The 16,708-nt window shown below is 71.9% G+C and carries 11 protein-coding genes and 1 pseudogene; 5 read left to right on the forward strand and 7 right to left on the reverse strand.

The genetic code is table 11. From position 1 onward, the window contains the following. Positions 1 to 3: 3 nt before the first annotated feature. The 3 genes from ACFV1W_RS13720 to ACFV1W_RS13730 form a co-directional block, all read right to left on the reverse strand. Positions 4 to 1,332 (reverse strand): ABC transporter substrate-binding protein, encoded by a 1,329-nt coding sequence (locus ACFV1W_RS13720; RefSeq protein WP_380416060.1) that lies wholly within the window; start codon positions 1,330 to 1,332, stop codon positions 4 to 6. A gap of 51 nt (positions 1,333 to 1,383) precedes the next feature. Further along, complete coding sequence (locus tag ACFV1W_RS13725) at positions 1,384 to 3,084, reverse strand: glycoside hydrolase family 13 protein (protein ID WP_380416062.1); 1,701 nt, start codon at positions 3,082 to 3,084, stop codon at positions 1,384 to 1,386. Between the two features lie 198 nt (positions 3,085 to 3,282). Continuing rightward, on the reverse strand, positions 3,283 to 4,590 hold the full coding sequence (locus tag ACFV1W_RS13730; RefSeq protein WP_380416064.1) for an ABC transporter substrate-binding protein: 1,308 nt from the start codon (positions 4,588 to 4,590) through the stop codon (positions 3,283 to 3,285). Between the two features lie 144 nt (positions 4,591 to 4,734). Here ACFV1W_RS13730 and ACFV1W_RS13735 point away from each other — a divergent pair, with 144 nt between their 5' ends. From ACFV1W_RS13735 to ACFV1W_RS13745, 3 genes are read left to right on the forward strand one after another with little or no spacing between them, the layout of a single operon-like run. After that, positions 4,735 to 5,238, forward strand: coding sequence for a PadR family transcriptional regulator (locus tag ACFV1W_RS13735; protein ID WP_033349682.1), 504 nt, complete (start codon positions 4,735 to 4,737; stop codon positions 5,236 to 5,238). A gap of 26 nt (positions 5,239 to 5,264) precedes the next feature. Further along, complete coding sequence (locus tag ACFV1W_RS13740; RefSeq protein WP_033349770.1) at positions 5,265 to 6,008, forward strand: ABC transporter ATP-binding protein; 744 nt, start codon at positions 5,265 to 5,267, stop codon at positions 6,006 to 6,008. 4 nt (positions 6,009 to 6,012) lie between these two features. Further along, positions 6,013 to 8,379: an FtsX-like permease family protein gene (locus ACFV1W_RS13745; protein WP_380416066.1), complete on the forward strand. Its 2,367-nt coding sequence runs from the start codon at positions 6,013 to 6,015 to the stop codon at positions 8,377 to 8,379. A 361-nt stretch (positions 8,380 to 8,740) separates the two neighbouring features. On the opposite strand, the pseudogene ACFV1W_RS13750 reads toward ACFV1W_RS13745, so the two are convergent. The 3 genes and pseudogenes from ACFV1W_RS13750 to ACFV1W_RS13760 all read right to left on the reverse strand — a co-directional run. Then, a pseudogene (locus tag ACFV1W_RS13750) lies at positions 8,741 to 9,271 on the reverse strand (family 1 glycosylhydrolase); the annotation flags it as partial. Positions 9,272 to 9,318: 47 nt separating this feature from the next. Then, a complete protein-coding gene (locus tag ACFV1W_RS13755) occupies positions 9,319 to 10,086 on the reverse strand; it encodes a hypothetical protein (RefSeq protein ID WP_380416068.1) in 768 nt (255 codons plus the stop codon). Between the two features lie 349 nt (positions 10,087 to 10,435). Further along, the gene (locus tag ACFV1W_RS13760; RefSeq protein WP_380416070.1) at positions 10,436 to 10,798 is read right to left on the reverse strand and encodes a CGNR zinc finger domain-containing protein; all 363 of its coding nucleotides are present in this window, start codon (positions 10,796 to 10,798) and stop codon (positions 10,436 to 10,438) included. A 380-nt stretch (positions 10,799 to 11,178) separates the two neighbouring features. On the opposite strand from ACFV1W_RS13760, the gene ACFV1W_RS13765 reads away from it, so the two are divergent. Next, on the forward strand, positions 11,179 to 12,819 hold the full coding sequence (locus tag ACFV1W_RS13765; protein ID WP_380416072.1) for a glycoside hydrolase family 27 protein: 1,641 nt from the start codon (positions 11,179 to 11,181) through the stop codon (positions 12,817 to 12,819). A 226-nt stretch (positions 12,820 to 13,045) separates the two neighbouring features. Here the strand turns inward: ACFV1W_RS13765 and ACFV1W_RS13770 are convergent, their stop codons facing one another. After that, positions 13,046 to 15,301 carry an MMPL family transporter gene (locus tag ACFV1W_RS13770; protein ID WP_380416074.1) on the reverse strand — a complete coding sequence of 752 codons (2,256 nt, stop codon included), beginning with the start codon at positions 15,299 to 15,301 and terminating at the stop codon, positions 13,046 to 13,048. 143 nt (positions 15,302 to 15,444) lie between these two features. Here ACFV1W_RS13770 and ACFV1W_RS13775 point away from each other — a divergent pair, with 143 nt between their 5' ends. Beyond that, positions 15,445 to 16,119, forward strand: a complete 675-nt coding sequence (locus ACFV1W_RS13775; RefSeq protein WP_063737763.1) for a TetR/AcrR family transcriptional regulator — start codon at positions 15,445 to 15,447, stop codon at positions 16,117 to 16,119. The last annotated feature ends 589 nt before the right edge of the window (positions 16,120 to 16,708 follow it).

The following is a 16,708-nucleotide window of genomic DNA, read 5'->3' on the forward strand; positions in this document are numbered from 1 at the left end:
GGATCAGCCCTTGTAGGCCTTGGCCGCGTCGGCTTCGAGCCTGGCCGCGGCGCCCTGGACGTCGGAGGGGTTGGCGAGGAAGTCCTGGAGGTCCTTCCACTCGCCCTGGCCCGCGGTGCCGCCGAACGCGGCGGGGGCCTGGTCCGACATGTCGAAGCGGAAGGTGTCGCCGGCGTCGATCACCGACTTGGCGAACTGCCGGGTGGTGTCGTCGGGGTAGACGGACGGGTCGACCGACTTGTTGGGCGAGATGAAGCCGCCGGCCTTGGCCCAGACGGTCGCGGCCTCGGGGCCGGCCAGGAACTCGACGAACTTCTGCGCGGCCTCGGGGTGCTTGGCACCCTTGAGGACGACCGCCGCGTCGCCCGCGCCCATCACCGGCGCCTTGCCGCCGTCCACGGCGGGGAAGGGGAACACCTTGGCGTCGGTGCCGACCTGCTTCTTCAGTTCGGAGGCGATGACACCTCCCACGAAGTCGCCCTCATGGGTCATGGCGGCCTTGGGCTGTGCCCCGAAGACCTGCTGGACGGAGGTGGGGAAGTCGGTCTGCAGGGCGCCCTGCCCGCCACCGGCGACGAGTTGCTTGTCGCCGAAGACCTTGCCGAGGGTGGTCAGGGCCTTGAGGACCGACGGGTCGGTCCACGGGATCTCGTGCCGGGTGAGCTTGTCGTAGAGCTCCGGTCCGGCCTGGGAGAGGTAGACGTTCTCGAACCAGTCGGTCAGGGTCCAGCCGGCCTGGCCGCCGACGGTGAAGGCCGGAGTGCCGGAGTCGGCGAGCGTGCGGCCGGCCTTCAGCAGGTCGTCGAAGGTGGTCGGGGGCTGGACGCCGGCGTTCTCGAAGGCGGTGGGGCTGTACCAGACGGTCGACTTGTCGGCGGCCTTGAAGTAGAGGCCGTACTGGGTGCCGTTGACGGTGCCGAGGCTGGACCAGATGCCGGCGTAGTTCTTCTTCGCGACGTCGGTGACGGCGGGTGAGAGCGGCGCCAGCCAGTCCTTGTCGGCGAACTGCTTGATCACGCCGGGCTGGGCGACCATGACCACGTCCATCGGGTCGCCACCCTCGATCTTGCTGCCGACCACGGTGGAGAGGTTGTCACCGGTGGAGGTGTAGCTGACGGTGGCACCGGTCTTCGCGGTGAAGGCGTCCAGCACCTTCTTGAAGTTCTCCTGCTCCGTGCCGCTCCACACGGCGGCGACGGTCAGGGTCTGTCCCTTGAGTCCCTGGGTGGCGGAGTCGGCGGCGGTGCCGCCTCCTCCGCTGCCGCAGGCGGTTGCGGTGGCGGCCAGCACGACGGAGGCGGCCAGGGTGGGGAGAGCGCTACGGAGTCTCATCGTCGAGTCTTCTTCCGTGAGGCGGGTCGGGTTTGGTGATGTGATGACTGGTCAGATATTGCTGGCAGCAGTGTGGTTGATCCACCAGGCGGCGGTTGCGGGCGGCAGGAGGCCGTCGGCGCACGGACTGCTGGCCAGCAGGGGCGAACCGGCGACCGGAGCCGGCGCTGGGGTGTCGCCGAAGTTGACGGCGCACACCAGGCCCTCGCCGCGGACGAACGCCAGGACCCCGGGCGGGGTCTCCAGCCACCGCAGTGTCCCCTCGCCCAGCTGCGGGAGTTCACGACGCAGTTGGAGGGCGGTTCGGTACAGGTGGAAGACGGATCCGGCGTCGGCCCGCTGCCGCTCGGCCGTGTGGGCGGCGAAGGAGTCCGGCTGCGGGAGCCAGGGGTCGGCCGGGCTGTCCGGCGGGCTGAACCCGAACGGGGCCCCGGTGCCCGACCACGGCAGCGGTATCCGGCAGCCGTCGCGGATCCCGGTGCGGCTACCGGTCCGGCGGAAGATCGGGTCGGTGATCGACTCGTCCGGCAGGTCGAGGACTTCGGGCAGCCCGAGCTCCTCGCCCTGGTAGATGTAGGCGGCTCCGGGCAGGGCCAGCATCAGCAGGGCGGCGGCCTTGGCCCGGGCGGGGCCGGAGGCCGGGTCCTCCCCCGCGAACCGGCTCACCGTGCGGACCTGGTCGTGGTTGTTCAGCACCCAGGTGACGGTCGACCCGGTGCCGGTGATGTCCCGTACGGCGTCGTCGATGACCCGGTGGAAGTGCGCGAGGTCCCACGGCGCGTGCAGCAGGTGGAAGAAGAAGGCTTGGTGCAGTTCGTCGGGCCGCACGTACAGCGCCTGCTCCGCCGGCGTGGGCACGGAGGCCTCGCCGACCAGCAGCCGTTCACGGCCGTCGCGGGCGGTGTACTGCTCGCAGATGGCACGCCACCGCCGCCAGATGTCGTGCACCTCCGGCTGGTTCCAGGCCAGTGGGTTGACCGAGTCGCGGGTGCGCTCGTCCACGTCCGGGTCGGGCGAGTCCGGCAGTTCCGGATGCTTGTACAGCCCGGCTGCCACGTCGATCCGGAAGCCGTCGACGCCGCGGTCGAGCCAGAACCGCAGCACCTCCTCGAAGTGGACGGCGACATCGGGGTTGCGCCAGTTGAAGTCGGGCTGCTCGGGGGTGAACAGGTGGAGGTACCACTGGCCGGGCCGGCCGTCGGCCTCGGTGATCCTGGTCCAGGCCGGGCCGCCGAACATGGCCCGCCAGTTGTTGGGCGGGAGTTCCCCGTCCTGGCCGCGCCCGTCGGCGAAGTGGAACCGCGCCCGCTCGGGACTGCCGGGGCCGTTGGCCAGAGCCTTCTGGAACCACGGGTGATCACTTGAGCAGTGGTTGGGGACGACGTCCAGGACCAGCTTGAGACCGAGCAGTCCGCAGTCCGCCATCAGGCGGTCGAACTCGGCGAGGTCGCCGTAGACGGGGTCGACGGCGCAGTGGTCGGCGATGTCGTAGCCGTGGTCGTGCTGGGGCGAGACGTAGAACGGGTTGAGCCAGACGCCGTCGGCGCCCAGCTGCCGCACGTGGTGCAGCTGTTCCCGGACGCCGGCGAGGTCGCCGACGCCGTCGCCGTCGGCGTCACGGAAGCTGCGCACGTAGATCTGGTAGATCACGGCGTCGCGCCACCAGGCACGGGCGGCGGGGGTGGTAGGGGCGTGCGAACGAGCGCGCGGCAGGGTGACCGCGTCGCCGTCGGCGAGGGTGGGGTTGAGCATCTCGCTACTCCAACGGTTATGCATTCGCGTTAGGTATAGCAGTCAGATGCCAGCGCTGTTAAGCCCTTGTTTGATGGAGTTTCCCAGGAGTTACACGGCGATGCATCGAGTCAGAGATAGATACCTGTTAGGTACTCGCGGGTAAGGCCTCCTCGCGAAGCAGGGGCTGACCGCCCACGGGCCGTCGTCGGCGTCGACTCAGCCGACGACGGCGCGCAGCTCCGCAGCCAGCCGGGGCAGCGCCGCCCCGGCGGGCCGACGGCCCGACACGACCTCGAACGCCGTCTCGCTGAACGCGAGGCTCAGCTGCTGGTACTGCGGCACGCCGGGGCGCGCCCCGGCCGCCAGGATCGCCGTGCGCAGCACGGGCAGGTACGGGAACCGGGCCGTCAGGTCCGGGTCCGCGTAGAGGTCGGCCCAGACCGGCGGCAGCCCGCCCTCGGTCAGCACGCGGGACTGCGCCCGGCGGCTCGTCAGGTAGCCGATCAGTTGCCGCGCAGTGCGCTGGCGCCGGGAGAACCGGCTGACCGCCAGCCCCGAGCCGCCCAGCACACCGCTGCCGGGCCTGTTCGGGCCGGGCAGCGGCACCACGCCGAACCGCCCCTCCACGGGGGAACCGGCGGCGCCGACCGCGTGGTAGACGTACGGCCAGTTCCGCAGGAAGAGCAGGCCGCCCCGGCCGAAGGCCTCGCGGGACTCCTCCTCCTGGTAGCCGAGCGCCTCGCGCGGGATCCAGCCCTCGCGCACGCCGCCGGCCAGAAACTCCAGGCCGGCCCGGGCCTGCGGGCTGTCGACCACCACGGTTCCGTCTCCGGCGAGCAGGTCCCCGCCGGCCGAGCGGATCGCCTCCAGGGCGTTGACGGCGAGTCCCTCGTACGGGCTCAGCTGCCCCGCGTACCCGGACAGCCCGTGCGCGGGGGCCAGTGTCCGTGCCTGCCGTGCCAGGTCGGCCCAGGTGGTGGGCGGTTGCTCGCCAGCGGCGTCCAGCACGTCGCTGCGGTAGTACAGCAGGGCGGCGTTGGCGACGAACGGTACCGCGTACAGCCGCCCGTCGAATTGACCGGTCCGGACGACCGGCGGCAGCAAGCTGCCCAGTGCGAAGTCCGACTCGTCCAGCGGCACGGTCCAGCGCCGGGCCGCGAACTCGGCCGTCCACACCACGTCGAGGTTGAGCACGTCGAAGCGGCTGCCGCCGGCCGACAGCTCTCCGGCGAGCTGGGCGTGCACCTCGTCCGCCGCCTCCGGCAGCTCGACCAGTTCGGCCGGCTGGTCCGGGTGCTCGGCGTTCCAGTCGGCCAGCAGCCCGCGCAGGTAGCCGGTGGTGTCCCGGCCGGTGGCGAGCGTGACCGGCCCGACGCCCTCCTGGTCGCCCATCGCCTGCGCACCGCCGCCCAGGCCGTACCAGGCGGACGCGCCCCCGGCCGCGAGCACCGCCGCCCCGCCCACCAGCGCGCGCACCACGCGCCGACGGCCCGCGTCGGGCCCGGTGGGCGGCCGGTCTTCCATGGAGCTCCTTCGGTCCGCCGGCACGGGTGGGGGCCGACGCACGTCCCTTTATACGGCCTCCCTGCTGGTGTGGGCCCGCCTGCCCGTACTGTGTGACCGAGGTGTAACCAGCGAACAGGCACGAGAGGGAAGAGGTGACGCCCGGTGCGCCATCAGCTGCTGGCGCTGCTGGCCCGGCAGCCCGCCTACGGGTACGAGCTCAAGCAGGGGCTTGAGCAGACCTTCGGCGCGGCGTACCCTCAGCCGAACATCGGCCAGATCTACGTGACCCTGAGCCGACTGGAGAAGTCCGGACTGATCCGCGGCACCGAGGTGGCGCAGGAGGGCAGGCCGGACAAGAAGGTCTACGAGATCACGGAGAAGGGCACCGAGGAACTCGCCGGCTGGTTCGAGGCGCCCACCGAGGGGCCCCGCGTCAGGGACGAGTTCTTCATGAAGCTGATCCTGGCCGAAGGCACCGACCTCGCCGACCAGCTGACGCTGATCAACAACCAGCGCCGGCACTGCATCAACACGATGCGCGGACTCAACAAGCTGGCCGCCACCGAGCGCGGCAACCGGACCTCGCTGCTGCTGATCGAGGGCGCCGTCCTGCACCTGCAGGCCGACCTCGACTGGCTGGAGCGTTGCCAGGAGGAGCTCACGTGACCGGCCCGGAGCCGATACCGCCACCGATGCCGCCGCTGCTGGCCGCCGAGTCCGTGGTGCGCTCGCACCTGAGCGGCTCGACCCTGATACCCGCGGTCCGCGGCATCAGCCTGCGGATCGACCGGGGCGAGTTCGTCGCCGTCACCGGCCCCTCGGGCGCCGGCAAGTCCACCCTGCTGCACCTCCTCGCCGGCCTGCTGCGGCCCGACGAGGGCGAGCTGCGGCTCGACGGCCGCCGGGTCGACCGCCTGAAGGAGTCCGCCTGGGCCCGCCTGCGCCGCCGGCACTACGGCATCGTCTTCCAGAGCGGCAACCTGCTCCCCGACTTCTCCGTCGCTGACAACATCGAGTTGACCGCGGTGCTCGCGGGCATGTCCGGCCGCACCGCCCGCGAACGCCGCGAGGAACTCCTTCAGGACCTCGGCCTCGCCCACAAGGCCACCGCCGGGCCCGGCGAGCTCTCCGGCGGTGAGCGCCAGCGCGTCGCCCTGGCCCGCGCGCTGGTCAACCGGCCGCAGCTGCTCCTCGCCGACGAGCCCACCGGAAACCTCGACAGTCGCAGCACCCGCGACGTCCTCGCCCTGCTGAGCCGCTACCACGAACAGGGCACCACCATCGTGCTGGTCACCCACGACGCGCGGGCGGCGAGCACCGCCGACCGGGTCGTCAGCCTCTTCGACGGCCGGATCGCCGACGACGCCCGGGTGGAGGAGCCCCCGGCCGCGCGGCGCGCCGTCGGGGTCCGCGACATCATCGATTTCGGCGGGTGAGCCGGTGCGTGCCCTGCTCCGCTGGATCCGCGTCGACCTGCGCTCGCACCGCGTCCACGCGCTTCTGATCGTCCTCGCCACCGGCGGCACCACCGCCGCTCTCCTGCTTGCCGGCACGCTGCTCGGCGCCGCCGCCGACCCGTGGCAGCGGCAGTTCCAGGCCGCCGGATCACCCGACATCCGGATCGACCTGCGCCCGTCCACGGCCGCCCGGGGCGGCACCGACGAACCCTCGGCCGCCGTGCTCGCCCGCGAACCCGGCGTACTCGCCGTCTCACCACCCCAGCAGACCGCCGAGACCACACTGGTCGGCCGACGAGCAGACGGCGCGGCCGCCGCGGGCCCACCCGGCCGCACCGCCCTCGTGCTGCGTGGGGACACCCCGGGCGCAGCCCGCCCGTTGCTGCGCTCCGGCACCTGGCTCGACCCCGCCGACGCCCGCGGCATCGTGCTCGAACAGTCCGCGGCCGACGCCGCCTGGGCCCACCCCGGGGACCACCTGACCGTCCTCGACAACCACGGCGCGGCCGTCGAACTACAGGTCCTCGGCATCGCCGACAGCCCCGACCAGCTGCCCAGCCAGGCCGCAGGCTACGACCTCGGCTGGGCACTCCCCGACACCCTCGACCTGGTCCAGCCGGACCAGGCAGCCCGGGGTCTCACCCTCGGCCTGCGCCTGGCCCGTCCCTCCGACGCCGCGTACACGGCCCAGCGGGTGGTCAGCGTCCTCGGTGCCGGGCGGGTCTCCCGGATCACCACCTGGCTGGACGCGCGGGACGCGCGGCAGCAGGACAACCGGCTGGCCGGCCTGCTCCTCGGACTCAGCGGACTCGCCGCACTGCTCGCCGCTGCCCTGGCGGTGGCCGGCGGGGCAGGCTGGCGGATCAGGACCAGGACGGGCGACATCGCCCTCCTCAAGGCGCTCGGCTTCACCGCCGGCCAGGTCGCCTGGATGTTCATCGTTGAACAGCTCCTGCTGGCCGGCACCGGAGTCCTGCTCGGCTCCGGCGGTGCCGCGATCGCCGTCCACACCGTCCCGGCCCTCGGCGGCGGGACCGACGCGCTCCACGGACCCGTGCCCGGCGGCACGGCGACCACCGTCGCCGTCGCTGCCGCCGCACTCCTCGCCGTCGGGGCCGCCGCCGCACTGCCCGCGCTGCGGGCCTCGCGGGTCACCCCCGTGCCCCCGACCGACGGCACCCGACCACCCGCAATGACGGCCCGACCGGTCCGGCTCGGCCCACTCCGACGGCTGCCCCCGGCACTCGCGCTCGGCCTCGGCAGCGTCCTGCGCCGACGCTCGGACCTTGTCGGCAGCACCCTGCGGCTGACCGTCCCGGTTGTCGCCGCCACCCTGGCCCTGAGCACCTGGGCGACCCTCGACGCCGTCACCCGGCCCGATCGCGGCGCCACCGTCCCGTCCGTCACCGCCCGCCGCACCACCCCCGATCAGACCCCCGGCGACGGGCGGCTCGCCGACGCCCTGGCCGCCGACGGCGCCGTGCAGGGCGTCTACCCGGGCACGGAAATGCAGGCCCTCGCGCCCGGCCAGTCCGCGACACTCACCCTGCGCGCCGTCGGCACCACCGACGCGCCGTACCCGTACACCGTCGTCGAGGGCCGGGCGATCCGCGCCACCGACGAAGCCGTCGCCGGGCAGGGCGCCCTCGACCTGCTCGGCGCCCGGGTCGGCCAGTGGGTGCGGCTCACCACCGGGAGCACCCCCCGCATCCTGCACATCGTCGGACGCAACCTCGAACCGGAACACGGCGGCCGTGTCCTGTCCACCGGGTTCGACACCCTCGACCGGCCCGGCGACCCCACCCACCCGGACTTCTGGCAACTGACCCTGCGCCCCGGCCAGGACCCCGCCGCCGTCCAGCGCGACCTCCCCGCCCGCGCCGGCCTCGCCGGGCAGACGGAGATCCGCCTCCCCACCGGCCCGGTCACCAGACCCGGCGCCCTGCGGGCCAGCGTGGTCGGCCTCCTGCTCGTACTCGCCCTCATCGGCCTGGTCGACCTGCTCACCACCGCCACCGCAGGCTTCCACGAACGCCGCCGGGACCTCGGCCTGCTCAGGGCGATCGGCCTCACCCCGGGCCAGTCCGCCGTCGTGCTCGCCGTCCGCGGGACGGTCATCGCCCTGAGCACCGTCGGCGTCGGATCGGTCGTCGCCATCCCGCTCGTCCGCCGGCTCATCGACCGGCAGGGCGAGCTGAGCGGAATCGGCGCGGGCATCGCCCGCGCCCCGTCCGCCTGGACGGTCCTCGCCATGGCCGCCGTCTGCGCCACGACGGCGGCTGCACTCTGCGCACTCCCGGTGCTGCGCATCCCCCCGCCCACCCGGACCCCGGACGGCGCCGGCCAGTAGACGTCGCGGCCCGGGCCGTGAGGGCCTCGTACCGGCCGAGCTCACCGATGACCGTCCGCACGGCCCGCTGCCCAGCGGCATCACCGGCCACCGCCTCAGCGACAAGCTGCAGGTCCTTGTCGGCCTGGGTCGGCACCGCAGAGCAACCATGTCAGCGGAACCCTCGCCGAGGCCGCGGGCTTCCGACCGGTACGGCGGGTGGTGGTGCACTGGGCCGACCCGGCGCCCCCCTCTGACGAACACGCGTTCGACGAGGCGTCAGGGAGCTGCCGAGGAAGCCGCGCGGCGCGCCGATCCTCCGTCAAGACGCGCGTGCCGCGCGAAGATCGCACAGGAGCACAGGGCGGATCTATCGAGGCCCCTACTTCGCACACCGTGCCCGATGGGCGGCGATCAGCGCGCGGTACCACGCATACGAGGCCTTAGGCGTGCGGCGCTGCGTCTCGAAGTCGACATGGACCAGCCCAAAGCGTTGCCGCCCCAGACCCTCCGCCCACTCGAAGTTGTCGATCAAGGAGCAGGTGTAGGGGCCGCGGACGTCCACGCCCTGGGCGACCGCCTCGGCCAGGGCGTCGAGGTGGCTCGCCATGTAGTCAATCCGAAACCGGTCGACGACCGTGCCATCGGGCGCGACCCGGTCCTCCACCGAGCAACTGTTCTCGGTGATGGTAATCGGCGGCAGTGCGTCGCCGTACCGCTCCCCGCAGGCCGAGGAGTAGTTCGCGCAGGCTGTCCGGTACGACCGGCCTACCGAAGGCGGTTCGCGGCACGTCCGCGATCTCGGCCTCGGTGAAGGGGAGTTCGGGGCCGATGGGGGCGGCGATCCGGGTCGGTTATAGAAGTTGAGGCCGAGCCCGTCCAGGCCGGGAGCGGAGATCAGCTTCAGGTCGCCGGGGCGGCCAGGCCGACACATCGCCACCGCTATCACGCACCAGGTTGTCAGACGGTTGATCCGCCGCCGGAGGCGTTGCTCCACCAGGCGCTGTAGGCGTTCAGCGAATACCGCTTCTGCACGCCGCTGGTCGAGGTGATCTCGATGCCGAACTGCATGGTTTCGAAGGTGGTGTTGTGCAGGAGGTTCTGCGACGCGGCCCAGCGCCAGACCGCCGAGGCGTCGACGGTACCGGTGTTGCTCTGCTGGGCGGGGATGAGCTGCAGGACGTTCCAGCCGGGATTGGCCTGCCAGACCGAGGCGTACAGGACGCCACTGATGGTCACGTTGGACGCGATCCGCTTCCCCCAGCCGCCGGCTGCCGTGCCGGACCAGCTGGTGAAGACCATGATCTCGTCCTGGTTACCGGTTGACCAGAGGTCGCTCGTCCAGTCCCACCAGTCACCGCCGGCGACGGGAGCCGACGAGGTGTTGTACCAGAAGCCCGCCGAGTTCAACTGCGACAGCGGCGTCTGGGGCCGGACCCCGGTGTTCGGGTAGGACTTGACCCCGCCGCCGGAGTGGTTGGCATCGACGTACCAGGACTTGATGCTGTTCACGGTCAGGCACTGCGGGCCGTGGTTCTGGCCCCAGATGTCGTTGTAGACCGTCCAGGTGCCCTGGGTGTACTGACCCCACTGCTCGCAGGTGGAGTACACCTGGGCCTGCGCCGGAGTCGCGAAGCCCAGGAACCCGGCGATCACGGCGGCGATCAGGGCCGGCCGACCGAACCGGGCCGACTTACTGCTGATGGACTTAAGGGTTTGCCGTCTCATGTGTCCCTCCAAGGGCGGCGATCGATTTGTCACGGCCCCCGGTCTGGTGGTGGGACCGGGCTCGCCGGATGCAGGTGCGCAGTGTCGGAGCGCTTGGCTGGACGGTAATGACGGGGCGTCTGCTCAGCAAGACTCGGTGCAGGAAGACACATTTCTTTCATGGCATCACTGTCGAAAGCGCGTCGAATTGCATCGACGCCCGCCATGACCTTCATGGGACAGCTCCACGCCCTGGTAGATGTGGTACAACGAACGGGAAATTGACGATGCAACAGGTGAAGATCCCCCGAAGTCGTGGGGTCGGGAAACTGGACGGTGGGCGATGGCCACCGGCGGGTGCCGTGCGGGGTCAGCTCGTTTCCTTTCGGCGGCCACGGTGAGCGGCAACGGTGGTCCGGCTCGCGCAGGCGTTGGAGCAGAAGCGCCGGGTGCGGTTGCGGGAGTCGTCGACGTAGAAGCGTTCGCAGTCGGCGGCGTGGCAGTGGCCGATGGTGACCGCCGGGTCGCCGCACACGACGTGGGCGGGTGCCGCGGCGCAGCTGCGCCCGAGCCAGGTCACGGCGTCCTCGCCGTTCGGAGCGAGGTGCAGGTGGGGGGAGCCTTCGCCGTCGTGGTCGTCCACCCGGATCAGCGGCGGGTACTGTGCCCGTCCGCGGACGGCTGCGGCCGCCCTCACCCTCGCCGCCGAACTGCCGCCCGGAGTCGAAGCCACCAGTTCCGCGAGGCGGCCCGCCTGACCGCCCGTGAGCTGGGGCTGACCTGGCTGCTGCCCGCACTCTGACGGCACAGCACATGTGACCGGTGGTTGCGCCACGGGGGCGGCCACCGGGCGGCGCGCAGTGTTGCAAGAAGGGTTGACACTGTGTGCAGGGTGCTGGAAGCTCCCATTGGCCGACGCCGGGGACATTCACCCGGCGGTCTTTTCGCGACCGATTGTTAGCGCTAACAAGGAAGCCGCACCGGAAACCGGCGTGTAGGGCTCCCTGCTCGGAGTCCCCACCTCCCGCAACGGTGGGGCCGTCCAGCCACTGGGTTGTCATGCCCGCGAGGATTAACCTCCTCCATCACCCCACCCACCAGGAGGCGACCACCATGCTCCATGCGAACCTGCGCAGGACGCTTGCCTGCGTCCTCTCGGCGTTGCTCCTGTCCTTGGCGCTTCCGCTGCTCTCGCTGGCCGCAGCCCCGCCGGCTGCGGCGCTGGGCAACGGTCTGGCGCTCACGCCGCCGATGGGTTTCAACGACTGGAACGCCTACGGCTGCAACGTCTCCGAACCGCTGATCAAGAGCACGGCGCTGGCCATGCACAACAACGGCATGCAGAATGCCGGGTACCAGTACGTCAACATCGACGACTGCTGGATGACCCACACCCGCGGCTCCGACGGGCGCCTGGTACCTGATCCGAACAAGTTCCCGGACGGGATCAAGGGCACCGCCGACTACGTCCACTCGCTGGGGTTGAAGCTGGGCATCTACGAGGACGCCGGACTGCAGACCTGCGGCGGCTTCCCGGGCAGCCTGGGCCACGAGACCACGGACGCGCAGACCTTCGCCGCCTGGGGCGTGGACTACCTGAAGTACGACAACTGCTATGCGGGCCCCGGCTGTTCGCTCAACTCCTGCCCCAACGGCACCACGGCGCCCGCGCAGACCCGGTACACCACGATGCGCGACGCCCTGGCCGCGACCGGCCGGCCCATCCTGTTCAGCCTGTGCAGTTGGGGCGAGGACAGTGTGTGGACCTGGGGCGCCGGCGTCGGCAACAGCTGGCGCACCACCGGCGACATCAACGCCAGCTACAACAGCATGTTGTCGATCTTCCACAGCAACGTGAACCTGGCCGCCTACGCCGGGTCCGGTCACTGGAACGACCCGGACATGCTGGAGGTCGGAAACGGCCCGCTCACCGACACCGAGAGCCGCTCGGAGTTCAGTCTGTGGGCGGAGATGGCGGCTCCGCTGATCGCCGGCACCAACGTCGCCTCCGCGAGTCCGGCCACCCTGGCCACGCTCACCAACGCCCGCGTGATCGCGGTGGACCAGGACTCGCTCGGCAAGCAGGGCATCCTGGTGTCCTCCACCGGCGGTCTCGACGTGCTGGCCAAGCCGCTGGCGAACGGCGACGTCTCGGTGGCCCTGTTCAACGAGACCGGATCGACCGCGACCATCAGCACCTCCGCCGCCGCGATCGGGAAGACCGGCGCCACCAGCTACGGCCTCACCGACCTTTGGTCCGGCGCGACTTCCACCACCACCGGCACCATCAGCGCCTCGGTGCCGGCGCACGGCACCACCATGTTCCGCGTCGCGGGCGGCACCAGCGGCGGAACGAACCAGACCGGCCCGGTGCACGCGGTCGGTGCGGGCAAGTGCCTGGACGTGCCGAACTCGACCACCACCCCGGGTACCCAGATGCAGATCTGGGACTGCAACAACCAGCCGAACCAGACCTGGACCCGCACCGCCTCCGGCCAGCTGACGGTCTCCTCGGGCGGCACCCAGATGTGCCTGGACGCGTACAACGGCCAGACCTCGCCCGGCACCAAGGTCGAGATCTGGACCTGCAACGGACAGCCCAACCAGCAGTGGACCCGAAACGCCGACGGCACCGTCACCGGCGTCCAGTCCGGACTCTGTCTGGACGTCAGCGGAGCGTCGACGGCGAACGGCGCGCTGGTCCAGCTGTGGGCCTGCAACGGGCAGAGCAACCAGCAGTGGAAGCTCGGCTGACCGCCGCTCGAAGCCTCATCCGGGCCTGGCTCCGGCTCGCCCACAGGGCGGTGCCGGTGTCGGGCCCGGGTGCGTAATCGATCGGTGGCCGCCGAGGGTGTTGCGCTTGATCGGACGGAATCGGTCGGGTCCGCGCAGGCCGGGGCGGCGCGTTCCGCACCAGCGGACCGCAGGCGTCGTGGGGCGCCCGCGGTCCGCTGGTGCGACTGTCCGCTGGTGCGTCTAGCTAGCCGACCACTGTCGGGGAGCGGGGCGCCTCGGCGGCGGCCACCGGCTGGTAGAACTCGGTGTGTCCTTCGACGTGGAGGTGGGGCAGGCGGCGGTCCAGCCAGGTGGGCAGCCACCAGTTGCCTCGGCCGAGCAGGTGCATCACGGCCGGTACCAGCAGCAGTCGGACCAGCGTGGCGTCGATCAGGATGGCCGACCCCATGCCGACGCCGATGACCTTGATCGGCAGATCGGGCGCCGGGACGAAGGCCGCGAACACGGCGACCATGATGGCCGCAGCCGCGGTGATCACCCGCGCGGTGCCCGCCAGTCCGCTGACGATGGACTCCGCGTTGTCGCCGGTGCGCAGCCAGGCCTCACGCATCCGACTCACCAGGAAGACCTCGTAGTCCATCGAGAGGCCGAACAGGACAGCGAAGGTCAGCACCGGGACGAAGGCCGGCAGCGGGGTGGGGCTGTCGATGCCGATCAGCCGGCCGGCGGTGCCACCTTCGAGGACGAGGGCGACCACGCCGTACGCGGCGCCGACGGAGAGCAGGTTCATCACGGCGGCCTTGAGGGCGACGGCGAGGCTGCGGAAGGCCACCAGGAGCAGGAGCATCGACACCGTGACCACGCCCCCGACCAGCAGCGGAATGCGCCGGGAGATGTTGTCGGTGCTGTCGATCGCGCTGGCGGTCGCCCCGCCGACGTGCACCCGGACGCCGGGGCCGACCGCAGCCGGGATGACGTGATCGCGGAGGTCGCGGACCAGGGTCTTGGTGGCGCTGGACTGCGGACCGCTGTCCGGGACGACGGTGAGCAGCAGCGAGCGGCCGTCGGCGCCGGGCACCGGAGGGGTCACAGCCGTGACGCCGGGCACCGCCTTCAGCGCGGTGGACAGCGAGGCCGTCGCGTCGGCGGGGGTGCCCGGCGCCAACTCGGCGACCAGAACCAGAGGCCCGCTGCTGCCCGGTCCGAAGCCGGCGGCCACCGTGTCGTACGCCAGCCGGTTCGAGCGCCCGGCGGGGTCGTTGCCCGCGTCGGGGAAGCCGAAGCGCACGCCGAGGAACGGCGCCGCGAGCGCCAGCAGGACGACGACCCCGGTGATGGCACCGAGGACGCGGTGACGCTCGACGAGCCTGCTCCAGCGCAGCCAGCCGGCGCCCACCGGGCGCTCGCCCTGGGCCGCGCGGCGCTGGGGCAAGGGCAGCCGCAGGCGCTCGATGTGTCGGCCGAGGTAGCCGAGCAGGGCGGGGAAGAGAGTGGCGGAGGCGGCGATCACGATGAACACGGAGAGGATCGCCGAGACCGCGGCGCCGCGCATGAACGACAGGCCCATCGCGAACAGCCCGAGCATGCTGACCACCACGGTCATTCCGGCGACCACGACCGCGCGGCCCGCGGTGTCCAGCGCGGCGACCGTGGCGGCCTCGGGTTCGAGCCCCTCGGCGCGCCACTCGCGGAACCGGGTGACCAGCAGCAGCGCGTAGTCGATGCCGACGCCGATGCCCAGCATCGCGGCGAGCGAGGTCGACCAGTCCGGGACCGGCATGATCGCCGCGAGGACCGGCAGCAGGGCGCTGCTGACCGCGAGCCCGCCGAGCGCGGTGAGCAGCGGCAGGCCGGCGGCCACGACCGACCCGAAGGTGATCACCAGGATCACGGCGGCGGCCGCGATGCCGATGCCTTCCGAGCCGATCGCGCCCTGCTCGGCCTGCTGGACCGTCATGCCGCCGAGGTGAACGCGCACGCCGCCGTCGACGGGGCGGCCGAGGTCGAGCAGCTGCCGGGTGTCCGCCTTCGGCATGTCGGGGGCGACGGCGACGTCCAGGTGGATCTGCCCGAGGGCGGTGCGGCCGTCGGCCGACACCCTGCCGCGCGGGCCGTACGGGTCGTCGATGCCGCTGACGTGCGGCACCTTGGCCATCCGGGCGAGCAGGTCCTTGACCCGGTCGCGGGTGGCGGCGTCGGCCACGCTGCCGTCGGAGGTCAGCACCAGGCTGATCGATTCACCGCCCAGCCCGGGGAAGTCCCGTGCCAGCAGTTGCTGGGCCTGCTTGGAGTCCGAGCCGGGCGCGGTGTAGTCGGCGCTGTACTTGGCGCCGAGGCCGGCCGAGAGGCCGAAGGCCGCGCCGGCGGCGAGCAGCCAGAGCAGCACCGTGCGGCCCCGGTTCCGGAAGCTCCAACCGGCTATTCGGCCGAGCGGGCCGGGTCTGTGTGGCCCGCTCTCCCCGGCGGCTGTCCGCCGATCCTCGCGCAGTCCCTGGGACATGTGGTCCTCCGTACGTCGTCAGGGGCCCCGTTCCCCCCGGCATGGCGTTACGCTTCATAACGGGTCTTACGAAGCGTAACGTTTCCCTCGACGGGTACGGATTGTCAACGCGGTGACTGGCGCAGCGAGCCGATGGAGATGCGATGACGGGTGGGTCGACCGATGAGAGCGGGGGGCGGAGCCGCCGTGAGCGGCTGCGCGCCGACACTGTGGAGGAGATCAAGCGCGCGGCCCTGGGCCTGATCGTCGAGCGCGGCGCCGCGAACCTCCGCTTCACCGACATCGCCCGCAGTATGGGGATGACCCCGCCCGCGCTGTACCGCTACTTCGCCGACCGGGACGAGCTGCTCACCGCCCTGGTCGCCGACTCGTACGACAGCCTGTCGGACGCGTTGACGACGACCCGCGAGACCGTGCCGGCGGACGACCTGGACGGACGCTTCGTGGCCACCTGCACCGGCTACCGCACCTGGGCGCAGCGGAATCCGGAGCGCTTCGCCCTCATCTTCGGCTCCCCCGTGCCCGGGTACGCGGCCCCACCGGACGGACCGACCGTGGTGGCCGCCCGGCGGGCGATGGAGCACATGGCCGAACTCGTCGCCGAAACGGCCGAACGCGGCCGGCTCGGCAGCCCGCTGGTGCCGGACGCGGCGGAATCCCTGATGCTGGCCTGGGCCACCGTGCACGGCTTCGTCGCCCTCGAGGTGCACGGCCACTTCCACGCGCTCGACCAGGACGCGCGGGACCGCCTCTTCGCAGTCCAGGCGGGCGTCGCCGCGCGCACCGCGGGCCTGTCGCCGGCCGTGGACCAGTGGTGATCAAGGCCCGTCCCGGCCGCCTGGTGCATCGAACAACTCCGCGAACTCCTCGCGACCGCACCCACTGCGAACGGCTACTCAGGAGCCCCGCCGAACGAGGGCACCGGGGCGGACACATCGCCGGTGTCACCGAGGGCGGATCACCCGACACGTGTGGTCGGCCCGGCATCCGGTCAGAGTCGGGGAAGGCGCAGGAGGGTGCGCTGCCCGAGCCGGAACCCCGGATGACGGTAACCCCGGGGCCGCCCGGGGTCAGGTTGCCGCCCGCGACGGTGATCCTGGCGTGAGCCGAGGTGGCGGCGGTGACGTCCAGGTTGACGCGCCTGAGGGTCAGTTCGAGCGGGTGGGCGTCGTTCAGGCCGACCAGGGCGGACTTGGCGCCTGGTAGTCGGCGGGGTTGCGTGATCCGAACAGGGTGGCGCCGCTGTCCAGCACCAGTACCTCGCCTTGGTGCACGGTCAACGGACGGCGCCGGCCGTCGACGGGATCCGCAACGCTGCGGCGCCGACGGCCGGCTCGGTGTTCCGCCGACCTCACCCTCCGGAGGGGACGGAACGGGGACCGCTCGGGCCCGCCCGGCGAAGCGGGG

Origin of the sequence: Kitasatospora sp. NPDC059648, assembly GCF_042734825.1 — a bacterium.
GTDB lineage: Bacteria > Actinomycetota > Actinomycetes > Streptomycetales > Streptomycetaceae > Kitasatospora.